We start from the raw sequence: 15,239 nt of genomic DNA, 5'->3' as shown, positions 1-15,239 counted from the left end.
CGCCAGGGGCGGTGCTGAAAGCTGGCGAAAAAGCCCTGCAGGTCAATATGGAAGGCAATCACGCCCGGTGGCGTGGCCGGGCTTCAAACCCGGTGGGGGACGGCAGCCGTTCCTGGGTGAGTTCGACTCTCACTGCCTTCCGCCACTTCTCTTCCGTTCACTCCTATCCGTTACCGGCCGCATCCTCCAAGACGCTGAGCGATTGGATGTCATTCCAGAACAACTCGTCGGGGAATCGCTGCGGCTCGGCGGGATCGCGGGTCAGGAAGTACGGTTGCTCGTCCTCCAGCGTGAGTGCTACGCCGACGATGCGGACGCGGTAGATGAGGGGGCGAGGGTCTTCGGACCAATGCAGTTCTACCTGCACGTTTTTGCCGAGAAGGGATAGAGCGTTCGCTGTGTCGAATGAGGGCATGGTGGTTCCGTCCGTGGGTTAGAAGAGTCGCGTTGCTTTTATGCGTATGACCATTGCTGCACTATGTAGCGTTCTGTGTGGAACGCGCGCGAGCGCCTGCCAAGGTAATTATTACCTTCTGGCGATTATTCACGCCTTCTCTGCTCGCGTCAATAGTTACCTTGAATGGATTGCTCAACACTGATGGAAAGCTCAGCAGATCGAGCCAGGTTCTTAATCAAGAAGGTCGGCCCCAAGAAGCTCAGCCAAATGAGCAACACGGACCACAGCCGCTGGCTGAACGTAAGCAAGGGGGCGGTGCGGGTCAGTTCCGAGGAGATCGACGTGCTGGTCAGCGTCTTTCCTCAATATGCGTTGTGGATAGCCAGTGGGCAGACCATCCCGGAGAGTGGGCAGACGAGCCCCGAGTTCGATGCTGCTAATGGAGAGGGTTCAAAGTAGGCCCAGGTCCTTGGGCTGAGCATGCTCGGATTTGCTTACCCAAGGGAGTTTTCGATGTCTCGTAGCATGGTAGCCAGAGCCCTCCACCTGCTGGAGCAAACCAGCCTGAAGGACCTGGCCGAGGTAAACAGCAAGGATTACGTCCGCTGGCAGAGCATCAAGCGCGGACGCGCCCGCATGGGGGTAGAGGAGCTGGAGCGGCTTGCGGAGCTTTATCCCCAGTACCGTTGGTGGCTGCTGACGGGGGAAGGCTTGCCTTCTGCTGATCAGAAGAGCCTCGACGAAGAGACGTAGGATGGCGTTGAGCGAAGCGAAACCCATCTCGTTGGCAGCATGGGTTTCGCCTGGGCTCAACCCATCCTACGGGCTTGGTTTAGTCGCCTTCTGTCATCCAGGCCGGGATGTCCTGCATGGCGTGGAGCACCCGCCAGACGTCGATGTGGTCTGCGCGCACGACGTAGAAGATCAGGTACGGGTAGCGCTTCAGCGGCCAGCTGCGCAGGCCGGGCAGGTCGAGTTCGTGGGCGTAGCGGCTTGAGCCGCTCTCCGGGTGCCTGGCGAGTAGGCCGAAGACTTTTTCCAGTTCATCGATCAGGCCGAGCGCCGCTTTCTCGGCGTCCTCGTTCAGGTAGTGCTCGACCGCCGACTCGATGTCTTGCCGGGCAACGGCCCGGGGGATGACGGGGCGGCCCTTCACCGGCGGTTATCCGTTACCCGTTTGCGCAGTGATTCGAAGTAGCCCTCATCGGCAGGCTGTGTCGGCGCGGATTCGGCGCCGGCCAGCAACAGGTTGCGCAGGCGCTGGCGGTCCTGGTCCTTGCGGATCAACTCGCGGACGTACTCGCTGCTGGTGCCGAAACCCCGTTGGTTGACCTGTTCGTCGACAAAAACCTTCAAGGTCTCCGGCAGGGAAATGTTCATGGTGCTCATGGGCGGCGAACTCCCGAATGGCAAAATTTGCCATCGGATAGTACGCCGAAGCAGCAGCGATGTCGTTGGATTCCGACAGGTGCGAAGCTGGCGTCAGTGCATCACGCCCTGCAGCACCTGGTAGATGATCCCCGTCGCAATGGTCACCAGGACCAGGTCGGTGCCGACCTGCTGCCATTCGTAGCCGTCGTAGTGCGGCAGCTGGCCGACCAGGCGGCCGTCGAGTTTCTTGGCGATGCCGGGCGGGAGCGGTTTGCCGCGGGCGAGGTTCTTCTGGATGCCGGGCGGCAGGTTGCTGGCGGGGCTCCAGTAGTCGCGGTTGTCGTTGAGGATCACGCGCACGCCGCCGATGTCGATGCTCGGGCCGCCGCCTTGATAACCCTGTTCGTTCTGCTTGCCGTGGTCTTTGTGCGGGTTGCCTTTGCCATTGCCGTTCCCATTGCCGTTGCCGGCGAGCGCGGCGGCGGAGCCGGTCAGCAGGGTGAGGCTGGTGAGCAGGGCTATTGCCGTGCGGGTGGCTTTCATCTTCGTGGCTCTCCATGCGCTGTTCCGATCGTCCCGAGCATAGCCCCGGGGTTGCCGCTACTGCTGGTCGGAGCCTCTGCAATTCATCGGGAGTCCACGAACCGCGCGGGCTGTGGGGCGGTCACTAGGGCATATCCGCAAGTGCCTTTCGGAGGCCCCATGTTCAAACAAAAGAAGACTTTCATCGCCGCCATAGCCACGTGCGCGTTCATGCTCGGCTCGGCGGTCCTGCTCCCCAGTGACCTGTCCCCCATGGGTTCTGCCTATGCCCGCGGCAATGGCGGCGGCGGTGGCGGTGGTGGCGGCGGTAACGGGGGCGGTGGTGGTCACGGCGGCGGCAATGGCGGTGGTAACGGTGGCGGGCACGGTAGCAGCCACGGCGACAGCGGCGGTGGCCACTCGTCCAACGGCAAGGGTGCTGGCCTGAGCAGCGACCATGAGGGCAAGGCGACCCGCGACCGCGGCGAAAGCGGCAATCATTATGGCCGGGACTCCAGCAAATCGACCGACGGCCATGCGTCCAAAGGCAAGGCGACCCGCGACCACGGTATCAACGGCAAGCACTCCGGGCAGGCCAAGAACGACAGCCAGGGCCATGGCAGCACCACTTCCGCAGTGGCTCACTCCAAGGACACCACCGGGTTGGGCAAGGCCTCCGCCATCTCCGGCACCACGCCGGGCACCCACAATGACAAGGGCCTGGGCAACGCGGCCACTTCGTCGAGCAAGCACGACAGCGATAGCGACAGCAGTAGCGGCGACGACGGCGCCGACGACTGATACCCCCTTTCCAGCAGCCGTGCTTGATGGCGCGGCTGCCGGAACCTCTCTTCGCAGCGGCATCGCAGGATGGCGTTGCATGCAACGAATCCCTCCCTCCTGCTCAGGTTCGCGAGCAAGCTCGCTCCTACGAAGAGCCTTTCACTTCAGCGGAAAATCGAAGTACGTCTGCGGATACGGTTCCTGCTTCAGCGTGTAGTGCCACCACTCGTTGGCGTAGGGCTCGAAGCCGTGGCGTTGCATGGCGCTGCGCAGGGTTTCGCGGTTGCGGGTCTGTTGCACGGTTATCAGGCTGCTGCCGTGGTGGGAGATGGGGCCGAAGAAGTCGAAGCGGCTGCCCATGTCCAGCTCCTTGCCGGTCTTGCTGTCGATCAGCGTCAAATCCACCGTGCTGCCGCGCGAGTGCCCCGAGTGCTGGGCGATGTAGCCGTCCTTGAACAGCTCGGTCTTCTTCATCTGCGGGTAGTAGCTGGCCTGGGTGCGGGTGTCGTTGAGGTCGGCCGCCCAGCGTTTGAAGTGTTCAACCGCGCGTTGCGGGCGGTAGCCGTCGAAGATCTTCAGTTCCTGGCCGCTCAGCGACAGGTCGCTTTCCACTTCGGCGAGGGCCTTGGCGGCGGGCTGGGTGAGGATGATCCGGCCGCTTTCGTAGCCGTCGATGCGGGTGCCGACGAAGTTGTCGCCGCTGTAGTAGCGCGCGTCGTACTGCGCGCCCTTGAGCACCTGGTCGAGATAGACGAAGCCGGGTTGCGCGGGTTGGTCCGCGCGCAGCGAAGCGGCCTGCAAGAACAGCAGGCCGCTCAGCAGCAGGGAAATCCAGTGGCGCATCGCGCCTCCGCATCGGTTGGGCCGGGGGTGTTCTAACCCTAGCAGCCCGCGCGTGCGGCGGCGTGCTGGGTCACGGTTGCATCAGCATCTGTTGTTGCTGGGCGGAGAAATCGCTCTGGCCCTGGAACTGCGAGCTATGGCTCGGCTGGCGTTCGAGGTTGTCGATGCCGAAGGATTCCTTCACCGGCGACTCGATGCCGTTGAAGCTGGAGCCGAGGTTGTAGCTCGATTGCGCAGCGCAGCCGCCGAGGGCGGACAGGGCGGCGAGGGAGAGGGCGAACGCGACGGGCTTGAGCATCAGAGGAACTCCTTCTTCGTGGGGAGTTTGGCGATTGCAGCAGACTGGCAGCGGAACATTAGCGCTGCATTAAGCTCAGTCGCGGCGTAGCGCCTGGACCTGCTCGCCGTCGGGGTCGAAGGCGTCGAGGCGCATGCGCTCGGCGAAGGCGTCCAGCGCGGCCTGGCCACTGACGAAGCGACCGCGTGCGGCGGCCCAGTCGTCCGGGCGCAGGCGCACCATCCAGCCTGCGCCGTAGCAGTCGCGATTGATCAGGCCGGGTTGCCGCACCACCGCGTCGTTGCTGACCAGCAGGGTGCCGGCCAGCGGGCTGCGCGCCGAGGAGGCCGCCTTGGCGAACTCCACCACGCCGAAACTGCGTTCTTCCTCGATGTGCCAGCCGTCGCGCTTGGGGGTGAAGGCGAAGATCTCGCCGTAGAGCGCGCAGCCGTAGGCGGTCAGGCCCAGGGTCACCGCGCCGTCGGCTTCTTCGCGCAGCCAGAGGTTGTGCTCCGGCGCGTAGAGGCGGTCGTCGGGAAACTCCAGGCCGTGCAGCCTCACAGGGTCAGCACCCGGTCGTACTCGAGGATCATCCGAGCCAGTTCGCCGCCGCTGGCGATTTCGTCGATCTCGGCGATCAGCGCGCTTTCGTCGATCGGCACGCCCGGTGCGCGGCACATCAGCAGGCGTGCGCCGGCTTCCTTGGCCTGCTGGATGAAATGGCTGACCGGCTCGCCGCCCGGCGCGGCGTAGAGGTTGTCGACCACGTCCTGGCGCGCCAGTTGCACACCCTCGCCGCTGAGGAAGAGGGTCACCTCTGCGTCCATGCAGGCCAGCAGCGTTGCGGTATAGAAGGGCGCCGCGCAGCGCGCCGGGGTGCTCGGGCCGCTGTGGACGATTATCAGCACGCGCTGGATGTCAGCTTGGCTCAAGGACCTTCTCCATTTGCACCAGGGCCACGCGCTGGTCGTCCGGGGCTTGTCGTTCGACGATGGCGGTCGGGCGATAGCCCAGGCCGCTGTAGAGCAGCAGGCCGCCGGCGTTGCCGTTGAAGCAGGAAATCTTCATGACCCGGGCAGCGTAGTCGTCGCGTGCAAGCTCTTCCATCACACCGATCAGGTAGCGCGCCACGCCGCGGCCGCGCGCCCAGGGCGCGACCATCATGTTACCCAGCGCGCAGTAGCGGCCCGGCTCGCACTGGTAGAAGTTGGCGAAGGCCGCGGGGCGCTCTTCGAGCAGCACCACGGTGCTGGCGCGGCGTTCGGCGAAGGCGGCGGCCAACTGTTCTACGTCGAACGGCCAGCGTGCTTTCGGGTAGGCGTAGAAGAGTTCGTCGCGGTCCTGCACAAAACCGATCACGGCGGGCAAGTCGTCGAGGCGGGCGGGGCGGTGCTGCATATGGCTTCCCTGGGTCAGTGCGGCGGGTATTGCGACATGAGCTTGTGCACCACGTCGTTGATGGTGGCGGAGCGCTCGGCCGGCGTCTGCGCGCTGCTGTTCATCGTCTGCTCGCCACTGCCGCGCCAGACCAGCTTGCCGTCCTTGCCGTCGAGCAGGTCGACCTGGATGGTGGCGGTCTTGTAGTCGTAGGTGCGCGACTCGGCGACCATCGGCCCGCCCCAGCCGTTACCCCAGTAACCGCCCCAGAATCCGCCGGTGTAGGTGGTGACCTGGTCCTGGTGGGCGTCGACGATCAGGTAGGCGCGCACCAGCAGGTCGCCGTGGCCGCCCGCAGGCGCCGGGCGCAGGCCGCGCTGGTCGAGCTGGTCGGCGACCGCTTCGAGGATGCGTTGCTGGGTGAGGTCGCTCTTGATCCGCGGATCGTCCGGGCGGTACTCGAACGACGGCTGCGCCCAGCTCCAGCTGGTGTAGCGGGAGAAGTCGCGGCTGGTGTCGTAGTCGCGGTTGAGCTTGACGGTTTCACAGGCGGCCAGGCTGAAAAGCAGGCCCAGCAAGAGCAGGCGGCGGACCATGATGCAGCGCTCCAGACAGAGTTCTCATCCAAGCGCAGAGTGCCGGCGAAGGCAAGCGCGCCGAGGGTCTGCGCAGGCCCTGGCGCGAGGCGCGCCGGCAGGAAAAGCGGACAGTCGCTCGCCTCAGTGCGGCGGATAACCCGAGAGCGCCTGGCGCACCGCCGCGCGCAGGGACTTGGCCTGCTCGCTCTGGTTGCCGCTGGGCTCGTACTCGGCGGAGCCGGCCCAGACCGTCTGCTGGTCGCGGGCGTCGGCCAGTTCGACGCGAACCACGTTTACCTGCACCACGTAGGTCCGCACCACCGGGATGGAGGCGCCGTACCACGGATCGTTCCAGCCGCCGTAGTAGCCGCCACCGTAGTAGTCGGTCACCTGGCGGGTGCGTTGTTCGCTGGAGAGGTGAGCGGTGACGCGCAGATCGGGCGCTGCGCCGGGGCGTGCCGGGCGCAGGCCGACCTGGTCGAGCCCTTCGCTGACCGCTTCTTCCAGCGGGCCGGCGGGGGCGCCGGTGCCGGGCGTGCCGGTCCAGTTCCACGAGCGGTAGCGCCCGTAGTCCGGTGGTGCCGCCGGGTAGGCGCTGGGGTCGAACGCGGGATGCGTCGCCGCAGCCGGCACCGGGGGCGGCGGCAGCGACTGCGACTTGTAAGGGTTGGGCGACTGGCAGGCGGCCAGGGCGAGCAACGCGGGTATCAACAGCGAACGCGACGACATGCAAGGCTCCCGCGCGCCGGCTGGGCGCGCGCGATCGAAGGGAATTCGGGGATTCTGCACCTATTCCTGCGGGCGGCACAGCCAGTGCAGGTAGCGGCCGAGGCCGGCGAAGGCCGGGTGGCGGCGGTAGGCCAGTTCCATCTCGACCAGGTCGAGGGCTTCGGCCTTCTGCTGGAATTCCTGCGGCATGTAGTCGTGGAACACCCGCACGCCGCTGCGCGCCTCGATCCGCCAGTGCTCGGCCATGGCCGCTTCCAGCTCGCGCGGGTCGAGCGGCTGCTGCGGCGTCAGGCTCTGGCCTTCGCCGGCGAAGCGTTGCTTGCGCAGCTTGCGGAAGTGGCCCTTGAGCAGGTTGCGGTAGATGAGCGCGTCGCGGTTGTAGAAGGCCAGCGACAGCCAGCCGTCCTGGCGGGTCAGCTGGTGCAGCACGGGGAGGATGCTGTGCGGCTCGGCCAGCCATTCGAGCACCGCGTGGCAGATCACCAGGTCGTAGGGCTCGTCGAGCTGGCCGAGCAGGTCCTGCCAGGGCGCTTCGATGAAGGTGGCTGCGCGACCGGCTTCGGCGAAGCGCTGGCGCGCGCTTTCGAGCATGGGCGCGGCCGGTTCGGCGAGGGTGACGTTGTGGCCGCGTTCTGCCAGCCAGAGCGACATGTGGCCCAGCCCCGCGCCTATGTCGAGCACGCGCAGCGGGCGGTCGGGCAGGGCTTCGGCAAGGTCCGCCTGCAGCACGGCGAGGCGGATGGCGCCCTTGGCGCCGCCATAGATTTTCTCGGCGAAGCGCGCGGCCAGTTCGTCGAAATGCCGGTCAGCCATTGGCGAAGCGCCTCTCGCTGTCGGCCAGCTTGGCGCGCACCACCTGGTCCATGTCCAGGCCCAGTTCGGCGCACAGCAGCAGGAGGTAGAGGACGATGTCGCCGACTTCCTGCCCGGCGTGGGCAAGCTTGTCGGCCGGCAGCTGGCGCGATTCGTCTTCTGTCAGCCACTGGAAGATTTCCACCAGCTCGGCCATTTCCACGCTGGCGGCCATGGCCAGGTTCTTCGGCGCGTGGAAACGCTTCCAGTCGTTGCGGTCGCGAATCGCGTGCAGGCGCGCGGTCAGTTCTTCGAGGTTCATCAGGGGCTCCTTGGGAGCCCCATAGCTTCCGGCTTAGTGCCCGCCGCTTCAAGCGTCGAGCGGTTTCCAGGCGCCGGCCATGTGCGGCAGGCCGTCCTTGCCGCGCAGGCTGAACTGCCCGGATGGCGCGGCTTCGCTGGCCAGCAGGGTGACTTCCGAGGGCAGCAGCACCGGCTTCTGGAAGCGCACCTCGACCTGATAGCCGGCATTGGGCAGGCGTTCGCCGAGGGCCGCCAGGCTGCGTGCCTTGTTCCACAGGCCGTGGGCGATGGCGCGGGGGAAGCCGAAGAGTTTCGCGCTGGCGGCGGACAGGTGGATGGGGTTGTAGTCGCCGGCCACGCGGGCGTAGCGCCGGCCGATGTCCGCCGGGCATTGCCACTGGTCGATGCGTTGCAGCGGCAGCTCGGGCTGCTCCTCGCGCACGGGCGGCGTGCCGTCCAGGCGCATGCCGCGGAACAGGATGCGGCTGTCGCCTTCCCAGAGCAGGCCGAGCTGGTCATGCAGCTGGGTGATGAGGCTGAAGGTCACCCCCTTGTCGTGCGGCTGCAGGTCGGCGACCCGCACGCTGGCCTGGAACGGGCCGAGGCCGCCGAGCGGGCGCAGCACGCTGATGCGGTTCTCCAGGTGCACCAGGCCGAGCAGCGGGAAGGGGAAGCTGGCCTCGGTGAGCAGGCCCATCTGCAGGCCGAAGGCGAGGATGTGCGGGTAGGTCGGCGGCAGCAGGTGGTCGTTGCGGAAGCCGCAGACCTGGCGATAGCGCTCCAGATGCTTGGCGTCGACCATCACCGGCGCGCGCAGGCCGCGGGTTGGCAGCGTGCGTCCACGCAGGCCACGGCGCACGGCGGCGCGCAGGAACAGGCCGGGCAGGGCGGGTGGGGCGGACAGGTCCAGCCAGTCTTTGGGCATTGCAAACCTCCTGAGCGGGAATGCGCTCCAGCTTAGCGGCCGGGGCAAGCCGGGCATTGGCCGCCCGGCCGTGGTGCGCGGCAGGGCGGTCAATCGGACGCTCTGCGGCGGGCTCTGTGGATAATTCCATGAAGCACGTAGGCTGTCTCTTGAGAGGCGGTAGGAAAGCTGCCTAAGATGGGCCCGCCCCATGGATAACTAGAAAAAAACACCATGCGTGATCTGACCGACGATGTGGCGCTGATGCGCCCGGTGATCGACGCCCTGCGCGCCAGCGGCAGCGATCCCGACCGGGTGCTCGCACGGGTTGGCCTGCCGCCGGGTGGCCTGCCGACCGGACGCTTCCCCCACAGTGCACAGAACCTGTTCTGGAAGGCGGCAGCCGAAGAGTGCGGCGAGGAGCACGTCGGCCTGTACCTGGCCGGGCACCTGCCGGCCTTCCACGGCCTGCTTCTGGAATACCTGTTCCTCTCCAGCGCCACCTTCGGCGAAGGGCTGCGCCACGCCCTGCGCTACGTGCGCCTGCTCTCCGACACCCTGAACGCCCGCCTCGAAGTCGATGGCTCGCGCGCCGTGCTGCTGCTCGGGCACAACGCCGGGACCAACCGGCACTTCCCGGAAATGCTCGCCGGTGCGGTGATCCGCCTGTTCCACGCGCTCACCGAGGGCGACTTCAAGCCCAGCGAAGTGCAATTGATGCACGAGCAGGGCGCGCCGGCCGAGCGCTATCGGCAGGGGGGCGGCGGCCCGGTGCGCTTGGGCGCCGAGCGCTACGCGCTGGAGTTCGACGCCGCCGTGCTGGAAAAGCCTTCGCGCCATGCGGCGCCGGAGCTGCTGCGCATGCACGAATCCCTGGCGCGCCGGCAACTGGCCGAGGTCGAGCGGCTGGACCTGGTGCGCAAAGTCCGCGAACTGATCGGCGAACTGCTGGTGGATGGCGGCGCAACCCTGGAACAAGTCGCCGCGCGTCTCGATATGCCGGCCCGCCGGCTGCGTGAGCGCCTGGCCATGGCCGGGGTGCGTTTCAACGACCTGGTCACCGACTACCGCTGCCGCCTGGCCAAGGAGCTGCTGCTCAAGACCGACGAGCGCATCGAGGTGATCGTCGAGCGCACCGGCTTCTCCGAACCGAGCACCTTCTATCGCGCCTTCAAGCGCTGGGTCGGCGAGACGCCGGTGGAGTTCCGCAAGCGCGGGAAGGCCTGATCCCGCGCGTGGCACCCCTCGGGGATCGTACGAATTCGAGTGGCGCCGCGGTTAGCCTGCGCGGGTTCGACCACAGAGAGAGTGCCCCACCATGTCTTGCCGACTCCGCGTCCTGGCGCTCAGCGCCATCCTGCTCGCCGCCGCCGCGCCGAGCTTCGCCGAGAACTATGGCGATCGCGCCTTCGCCCACCTGGACCGCGACCGCGATGGCTTCATCGACAGCCAGGACATGACCCCGATGCGCGAGCGCATGTTCAAGCGCCTGGACCGTGACGGCGATGGCTACCTGAGTGGCGAGGAGACGGCTGCGCCCCAGCAGGGGACGCAGCGTTCGCCGAACGCCTTGCCCTGGCGCGACCTGGATGGCGACGGGCGCATCAGCCGTGCCGAGCTGATGGAAGAGGAACCGGCGCTGATCGTCCGCGGCGACAGCGACGGCGACAAGCGCCTGAGTCGTGCGGAGTTCGACCAACTGATCAACCGCCGCGTCAGCAAGTCCTGAGAAACTCCGTATCGGGCAGTGGGGTAGGGCGAATAACCGTGTAGCGGTTATCCGCCGATGGCCTCAGGCGCCCAGCAGGCTCTGCCCGCAGACCCGCAGCACCTGGCCGCTCACCGCGCCGGAACCGGGCTGGGCGAACCAGGCCACGGCTTCGGCGACGTCCTGCGGCAAGCCGCCCTGGCCCATGGAGTTCATGCGCCGGCCGGCTTCGCGGATGGTCAGCGGGATGGCGGCGGTCATCTGGGTTTCGATGAAACCTGGCGCCACCGCGTTGATGCTGATGCCTTTCTTGCCCAGCGCCGGCGCCCATGCTTGCGCCAGGCCGATCAGGCCGGCCTTGCTCACCGCGTAGTTGGTCTGCCCGAGGTTGCCGGCGATGCCGCTGATCGAGGCGAGCAGCACCACGCGGCCGTGGTCGTGCAGTTTGCCGGCGTCTAGCAGGGCCTGGGTCAGCACCTGCGGGGCCTTGAGGTTGACGTCGATCACCGAGCTCCAGAACGCCTCGCTCATCTTCGCCACGGTCTTGTCGCGGGTGATGCCAGCGTTGTGCACCACGATGTCGATGCCGTCGGGCAGGGCTTCCACCAGCTGCGCGCCGGCTTCCGGCGCGCAGATGTCCAGGGCCAGGCCGCGTCCGCCCAGGCGCGCGGCGAGGGCATCGAGGGCGTCCTTGGCCGGCGGTACGTCGAGCAGCACCACTTCGGCGCCGTCACGCGCGAGGGTTTCCGCGATGGCCGCGCCGATGCCGCGCGCGGCGCCCGTCACGAGGGCGCGCTTGCCCACCAGCGGGCGGCTCCAGTCCTGCACCTGCCCGGCGTAGGCGGAGAGGCGAATCACCTGGCCGGAGACGTAGGCGCTTTTCGGCGAGAGGAAGAAGCGCAGCGCGCCTTCGAGCTGGTCTTCCGCACCCTTGCCGACGTAGAGCAGCTGTACGTTGCCGCCACGGCGGATTTCCTTGCCGAGGGAGCGGCTGAAACCCTCCAGGCTGCGCTGCACGCTGGCGGCGATGGGGTCTTTCAGCGACTCCGGGGCGTGCCCGAGGATGACCACGTGCGGGCACAGGCCCAGGCCCTTGATGGTCGCCTGGAAGAAGGTGCGCAGCTCGATCAGTTGCTCGAAGCCGGTCAGGCCGCTGGCGTCGAAGACGATGGCCTTGAGCTTCGGGCCATGCTCGGCGGTCCAGCGCGGCAGGCCGTACTGGTGGTCCACGGCGGCGAATACGCTGTCGGTCAGGCGCTTGGAAAAGCCCAGCACGATCTCGCCAAGCCCACCCGTACCGCCCAGCAGCAGGGCGCCATCCACCGGCCGGGTGCGCCCGGCGCTCCAGCGCTCCAGGCGTACCGGCGCGGGCAGGCCGAGGGCGCCGACCAGGCGGCGGCCGACATTGGAGTTGGCGAAGGCGATGTAGCGATCGGACATGGAAGCGGGCTCCTGCACGGATTCTCGAAGTGCTGACCACTGTACGCAGGCACGGCCGCCACGCAATTGACCGCGCTGACCTGCGCGGTGGCGAGGCGGCCAATGCGACGCCAGCGGCTAAGGTTAGCCTGTGCGACAACCCCCGCTCAGCCCGCAAGGAGCCTTGCATGACCCAACTGCGTCGGGTCGCCATCGTCGGCGGCAACCGAATCCCCTTCGCCCGCTCCAACACCGTCTACTCGACGGCGAGCAACCAGGAGATGCTGACCAGCGCCCTCGACGGCCTGGTCGAGCGCTACAAGCTGCACGGCGAACGCCTCGGCGAAGTGGTCGCGGGCGCGGTGCTCAAGCACTCGCGCGACTTCAACCTGACCCGCGAGTGCGTGCTGAGCACCCGCCTGGCGCCGGAAACCCCGGCCTACGACATCCAGCAGGCCTGCGGCACCGGCCTGGAGGCGGCGATCCTGGTGGCCAACAAGATCGCCCTCGGGCAGATCGACTGCGGCATCGCCGGCGGCGTGGACACCACGTCCGACGCGCCCATCGGCGTCAACGAGGGCCTGCGCGAGATCCTCCTGGAGGCCAATCGCGGCAAGTCCAACGGCGATAAGCTCAAGAGCCTGCTGAAGATCCGCCCGCGCCACCTGATGCCGCACATCCCGAAGAACGGCGAGCCGCGCACCGGGCTGTCGATGGGCGAGCACTGCGAGCTGATGGCGCAGACCTGGCAGATCCCCCGCGATGAACAGGACAAGCTGGCCTACGAAAGCCACATCAAGCTGGCCGCCGCCTACGACGAAGGCTGGCAGAACGACCTGATGACTCCGTTCCGCGGCCTGGTGCGCGACCAGAATCTGCGCGCGGACATCAACCTGGAGAAGCTCGGCACCCTGAAACCGGTGTTCGAGCGCGGTCCGCGCGGCACCCTGACGGCGGCCAACTCGACGCCGCTGACCGATGGCGCCTCGGTGGTGCTGCTGGCCAGCGAGGAGTGGGCGAAGGCGCGCGGCCTGCCGATCCTGGCGTACTTCAAGGATGGCGAGGCGGCGGCGGTGAACTTCGTCGGCGAGGGCGCCGAGGGGCTGCTGATGGCGCCGGTCTACGCCGTGCCGCGCCTGCTGGCGCGCAACGGCCTGACGCTGCAGGACTTCGATTTCTACGAAATCCACGAGGCCTTTGCCGCGCAGGTGCTGTGCACGCTCAAGGCCTGGGAAGACGCCGAGTACTGCAAGACCCGCCTCGGCCTGGACGCGCCGCTGGGCTCCATCGACCGCAGCAAGCTCAACATCAAGGGCAGCTCCCTGGCCGCCGGCCACCCCTTCGCGGCGACTGGCGGGCGCATAGTCGCCAACCTGGCCAAGCTGCTCGACGCCGCCGGAAAGGGGCGCGGGCTGATCTCGATTTGCGCGGCGGGCGGCCAAGGTGTGACCGCGATCGTCGAAAGGTAATCCAATACAACGGGACGGCACCCCTTGCCGGCCCACGATGTAACAGCAACTCCGTGACTTCAGGCGGTGCCGCGCAAGCGGCGCCGCCTTTTTTTCGCCTGCGCCATCCCGCGTATCCGCGAAATTCCATACACCGACGGCACCTTGCAGGAGCGCGCCATGCGCGCGATTCGCGGACAAGGTCCGCTCCTAAAGGGCGTGCCGAGTTTCTCCCAACGTCATCCCCGCGAACGCGGGGACCCAGAGAAGGGAATGGTGCCTGGCTTCAACCGCCCTGCAGCATCGCCGGGTGAACGCGCCCATCGAGCGTGGTCGAGAGCATCAGCGAGGTCTTGCTGGCGCCGTACTGCGCCAACTGGTCGATCAGCTCTTCCAACTCGGCTGTGCAGGTCACCGCCACCTTGAGCATCACGCAGGATTCGCCGGTGATGCGGTGGCAATCGATGATCTGTGGGATCTCCGCCAGGCGCCCAAGCAGGCTGGCACCGCGGTGGTCGTTCAGGCGCAGTTCGATCAGGCACTGGATGGGGCGGCCGAGCTTCGCCAGGTCGACGCTGGCGTGGTAGCCGGTGATCACCCCGTCGGCCTCCAGGCGTGCCACGCGGTCGGCGACTGCCGGGGGCGAGAGGTTGATGCGGCGGGCCAGTTCGGCGAACGGCAGGCGGCCGTTTTCCAGCAGGGCGGCAAGCAGGGCGCGATCGTATTTGTCCATGGAAATGCCTCGCAGTGGATTCGATGGCGGTGGCGACGAATTTCCATCGAAAGAAAAGTGTTACGCCCGATAAAGCGTTCTCTGTGCCTTATCTCGGAAATTTCCGCTTCATAAAATGAGTCGCTCCCTCCCACTTGTCGAGCCCCCGCCATGTCCGTCATGCCCCTGCCCAAGCCGCGCGTCTCGCTGACGCTGGTGGCTGCGTTCTTCGCCCTCTATTTCATCTGGGGCTCGACCTACCTGGTGATCCGCATCGGCGTCGAATCCTGGCCGCCGATGCTGATGGCCGGCTGCCGCTTCGTCATCGCCGGCGGGCTGCTGTTCGCCTGGTCGCTGTGGCGCGGCGCGCCGCTGCCCAGCGCCAAGCAATGGCTGAGCGCGGGGGCCATCGGCATCCTCCTGCTGAGCGGCGGCAACGGCGGGGTGACGGTGGCCGAGCACTGGGGCGTGGCTTCGGGCGTGGCCGCGCTGGCGGTGGCCACGGTGCCACTGTTCACGTTGGTCTTCGGCCGCATTTTCGGCCATCGCAACAGCCTGCTGGAGTGGTCCGGGATCGGCCTGGGGCTGTGCGGCATCGTCCTGCTCAACCTGGGGTCGAACCTGCAGGGCAGCCCGGCCGGCGCCGCGCTGATCGTTTTCGCAGCGGCTTCCTGGGCCTTCGGCTCGGTGTGGAGCAAGCGCCTGCCGTTGCCCGCCGGGCCCATGGCGAGCGCCGTGGAAATGCTGGTGGGCGGCGTCGCCCTGTTGATCGGCAGCCAGATTTCCGGCGAACACCTGCAGCAGATGCCGGATGTGCGCGGCTGGCTGGCGCTCGGCTACCTGGTGGTGTTCGGTTCGATCATCGCCTTCAGCGCCTATATCTACCTGCTGAACAACGTGCGCCCGGCGGCGGCCACCAGCTATGCCTTCGTCAATCCGGCGGTGGCGGTGCTGCTCGGGGTGCTGTTCGCCGGCGAAAGCATCGGCTGGCCGGAGGCCCTGGCGATGGCGGTGATCATTGGCGCGGTGGTGCTGATCGGCCTGCCGCAGTGGCGCGGCAGAGCCGAGGGCTGAGC

23 protein-coding genes and 1 tRNA gene are annotated in these 15,239 nt (G+C 67.2%); 8 read left to right on the top strand and 16 right to left on the bottom strand.

Annotated features, from left to right (window positions below; translation table 11 throughout):
• Positions 1-49: 49 nt before the first annotated feature.
• A tRNA-Sec gene (locus tag PKB_RS25275) sits at positions 50-145 on the top strand.
• Positions 146-163: 18 nt separating this feature from the next.
• On the opposite strand, the gene PKB_RS25270 is transcribed toward PKB_RS25275, so the two are convergent.
• Positions 164-415, bottom strand: a complete 252-nt coding sequence (locus tag PKB_RS25270) for a hypothetical protein (RefSeq protein ID WP_052355388.1) — start codon at positions 413-415, stop codon at positions 164-166.
• A gap of 249 nt (positions 416-664) precedes the next feature.
• On the opposite strand from PKB_RS25270, the gene PKB_RS25265 reads away from it, so the two are divergent.
• Both PKB_RS25265 and PKB_RS25260 read left to right on the top strand, forming a co-directional pair.
• Positions 665-856 carry a DNA-binding protein gene (locus tag PKB_RS25265; RefSeq protein WP_236658335.1) on the top strand — a complete coding sequence of 64 codons (192 nt, stop codon included), beginning with the start codon at positions 665-667 and terminating at the stop codon, positions 854-856.
• 54 nt (positions 857-910) lie between these two features.
• Positions 911-1,150 carry a hypothetical protein gene (locus tag PKB_RS25260; RefSeq protein ID WP_043255564.1) on the top strand — a complete coding sequence of 80 codons (240 nt, stop codon included), beginning with the start codon at positions 911-913 and terminating at the stop codon, positions 1,148-1,150.
• A 79-nt stretch (positions 1,151-1,229) separates the two neighbouring features.
• Here the strand turns inward: PKB_RS25260 and PKB_RS25255 are convergent, their stop codons facing one another.
• From PKB_RS25255 to PKB_RS25245, 3 genes are all read right to left on the bottom strand, one after another.
• Complete coding sequence (locus PKB_RS25255) at positions 1,230-1,553, bottom strand: type II toxin-antitoxin system RelE/ParE family toxin (protein WP_043255563.1); 324 nt, start codon at positions 1,551-1,553, stop codon at positions 1,230-1,232.
• On the bottom strand, positions 1,550-1,786 hold the full coding sequence (locus PKB_RS25250; protein WP_043255560.1) for a type II toxin-antitoxin system ParD family antitoxin: 237 nt from the start codon (positions 1,784-1,786) through the stop codon (positions 1,550-1,552). Before PKB_RS25250 ends, PKB_RS25255 begins: the two co-directional genes overlap by 4 nt.
• Before the next feature lie 93 nt (positions 1,787-1,879).
• A complete protein-coding gene (locus PKB_RS25245) occupies positions 1,880-2,311 on the bottom strand; it encodes an anti-virulence regulator CigR family protein (protein ID WP_043255559.1) in 432 nt (143 codons plus the stop codon).
• Positions 2,312-2,470: 159 nt separating this feature from the next.
• On the opposite strand from PKB_RS25245, the gene PKB_RS30400 reads away from it, so the two are divergent.
• On the top strand, positions 2,471-3,091 hold the full coding sequence (locus PKB_RS30400) for a hypothetical protein (protein WP_052355387.1): 621 nt from the start codon (positions 2,471-2,473) through the stop codon (positions 3,089-3,091).
• 141 nt (positions 3,092-3,232) lie between these two features.
• On the opposite strand, the gene PKB_RS25235 is transcribed toward PKB_RS30400, so the two are convergent.
• The 10 genes from PKB_RS25235 to PKB_RS25190 form a co-directional block, all read right to left on the bottom strand.
• Entirely contained in the window at positions 3,233-3,916 is a 684-nt protein-coding gene (locus tag PKB_RS25235; protein WP_084166730.1) for a M15 family metallopeptidase, read from the bottom strand.
• 70 nt (positions 3,917-3,986) lie between these two features.
• Entirely contained in the window at positions 3,987-4,214 is a 228-nt protein-coding gene (locus PKB_RS25230; protein WP_043255557.1) for a hypothetical protein, read from the bottom strand.
• 75 nt (positions 4,215-4,289) lie between these two features.
• Complete coding sequence (locus tag PKB_RS25225) at positions 4,290-4,754, bottom strand: glycine cleavage system protein H (RefSeq protein WP_043255555.1); 465 nt, start codon at positions 4,752-4,754, stop codon at positions 4,290-4,292.
• Complete coding sequence (locus PKB_RS25220) at positions 4,751-5,125, bottom strand: DsrE family protein (protein WP_043255552.1); 375 nt, start codon at positions 5,123-5,125, stop codon at positions 4,751-4,753. Before PKB_RS25220 ends, PKB_RS25225 begins: the two co-directional genes overlap by 4 nt.
• On the bottom strand, positions 5,112-5,591 hold the full coding sequence (locus tag PKB_RS25215) for a GNAT family N-acetyltransferase (protein ID WP_043255550.1): 480 nt from the start codon (positions 5,589-5,591) through the stop codon (positions 5,112-5,114). Before PKB_RS25215 ends, PKB_RS25220 begins: the two co-directional genes overlap by 14 nt.
• A 14-nt stretch (positions 5,592-5,605) precedes the next feature.
• A complete protein-coding gene (locus PKB_RS25210; RefSeq protein WP_043255547.1) occupies positions 5,606-6,166 on the bottom strand; it encodes a DUF4136 domain-containing protein in 561 nt (186 codons plus the stop codon).
• Between the two features lie 123 nt (positions 6,167-6,289).
• Positions 6,290-6,877 (bottom strand): DUF4136 domain-containing protein, encoded by a 588-nt coding sequence (locus tag PKB_RS25205; RefSeq protein ID WP_043255544.1) that lies wholly within the window; start codon positions 6,875-6,877, stop codon positions 6,290-6,292.
• A 60-nt stretch (positions 6,878-6,937) separates the two neighbouring features.
• A complete protein-coding gene (locus tag PKB_RS25200; protein ID WP_043255542.1) occupies positions 6,938-7,690 on the bottom strand; it encodes a methyltransferase domain-containing protein in 753 nt (250 codons plus the stop codon).
• Complete coding sequence (locus PKB_RS25195; protein WP_043255540.1) at positions 7,683-7,991, bottom strand: MazG-like family protein; 309 nt, start codon at positions 7,989-7,991, stop codon at positions 7,683-7,685. Before PKB_RS25195 ends, PKB_RS25200 begins: the two co-directional genes overlap by 8 nt.
• A gap of 48 nt (positions 7,992-8,039) precedes the next feature.
• Complete coding sequence (locus PKB_RS25190) at positions 8,040-8,897, bottom strand: MaoC family dehydratase (protein ID WP_043255538.1); 858 nt, start codon at positions 8,895-8,897, stop codon at positions 8,040-8,042.
• A 213-nt stretch (positions 8,898-9,110) separates the two neighbouring features.
• Here PKB_RS25190 and PKB_RS25185 point away from each other — a divergent pair, with 213 nt between their 5' ends.
• Positions 9,111-10,103, top strand: a complete 993-nt coding sequence (locus PKB_RS25185; protein WP_043255536.1) for an AraC family transcriptional regulator — start codon at positions 9,111-9,113, stop codon at positions 10,101-10,103.
• Between the two features lie 91 nt (positions 10,104-10,194).
• Positions 10,195-10,605, top strand: coding sequence for an EF-hand domain-containing protein (locus tag PKB_RS25180; RefSeq protein WP_043255535.1), 411 nt, complete (start codon positions 10,195-10,197; stop codon positions 10,603-10,605).
• A 63-nt stretch (positions 10,606-10,668) separates the two neighbouring features.
• Here PKB_RS25180 and PKB_RS25175 read toward each other — a convergent pair whose 3' ends face one another.
• Complete coding sequence (locus tag PKB_RS25175; protein WP_043255534.1) at positions 10,669-12,024, bottom strand: 3-oxoacyl-ACP reductase; 1,356 nt, start codon at positions 12,022-12,024, stop codon at positions 10,669-10,671.
• A 167-nt stretch (positions 12,025-12,191) separates the two neighbouring features.
• On the opposite strand from PKB_RS25175, the gene PKB_RS25170 reads away from it, so the two are divergent.
• A complete protein-coding gene (locus PKB_RS25170; RefSeq protein WP_043255532.1) occupies positions 12,192-13,472 on the top strand; it encodes an acetyl-CoA C-acetyltransferase in 1,281 nt (426 codons plus the stop codon).
• A 265-nt stretch (positions 13,473-13,737) separates the two neighbouring features.
• Here the strand turns inward: PKB_RS25170 and PKB_RS25165 are convergent, their stop codons facing one another.
• Positions 13,738-14,184 carry an Lrp/AsnC family transcriptional regulator gene (locus tag PKB_RS25165; protein ID WP_043255530.1) on the bottom strand — a complete coding sequence of 149 codons (447 nt, stop codon included), beginning with the start codon at positions 14,182-14,184 and terminating at the stop codon, positions 13,738-13,740.
• 159 nt (positions 14,185-14,343) lie between these two features.
• On the opposite strand from PKB_RS25165, the gene yedA reads away from it, so the two are divergent.
• Positions 14,344-15,237: a drug/metabolite exporter YedA gene (gene yedA, locus PKB_RS25160; RefSeq protein ID WP_043257765.1), complete on the top strand. Its 894-nt coding sequence runs from the start codon at positions 14,344-14,346 to the stop codon at positions 15,235-15,237.
• Positions 15,238-15,239 lie beyond the last annotated feature (2 nt).

This window comes from Pseudomonas knackmussii B13 (assembly GCF_000689415.1).
Lineage (GTDB): Bacteria > Pseudomonadota > Gammaproteobacteria > Pseudomonadales > Pseudomonadaceae > Pseudomonas > Pseudomonas knackmussii.
This window is presented reverse-complemented; position numbering and strand designations above follow the sequence as displayed.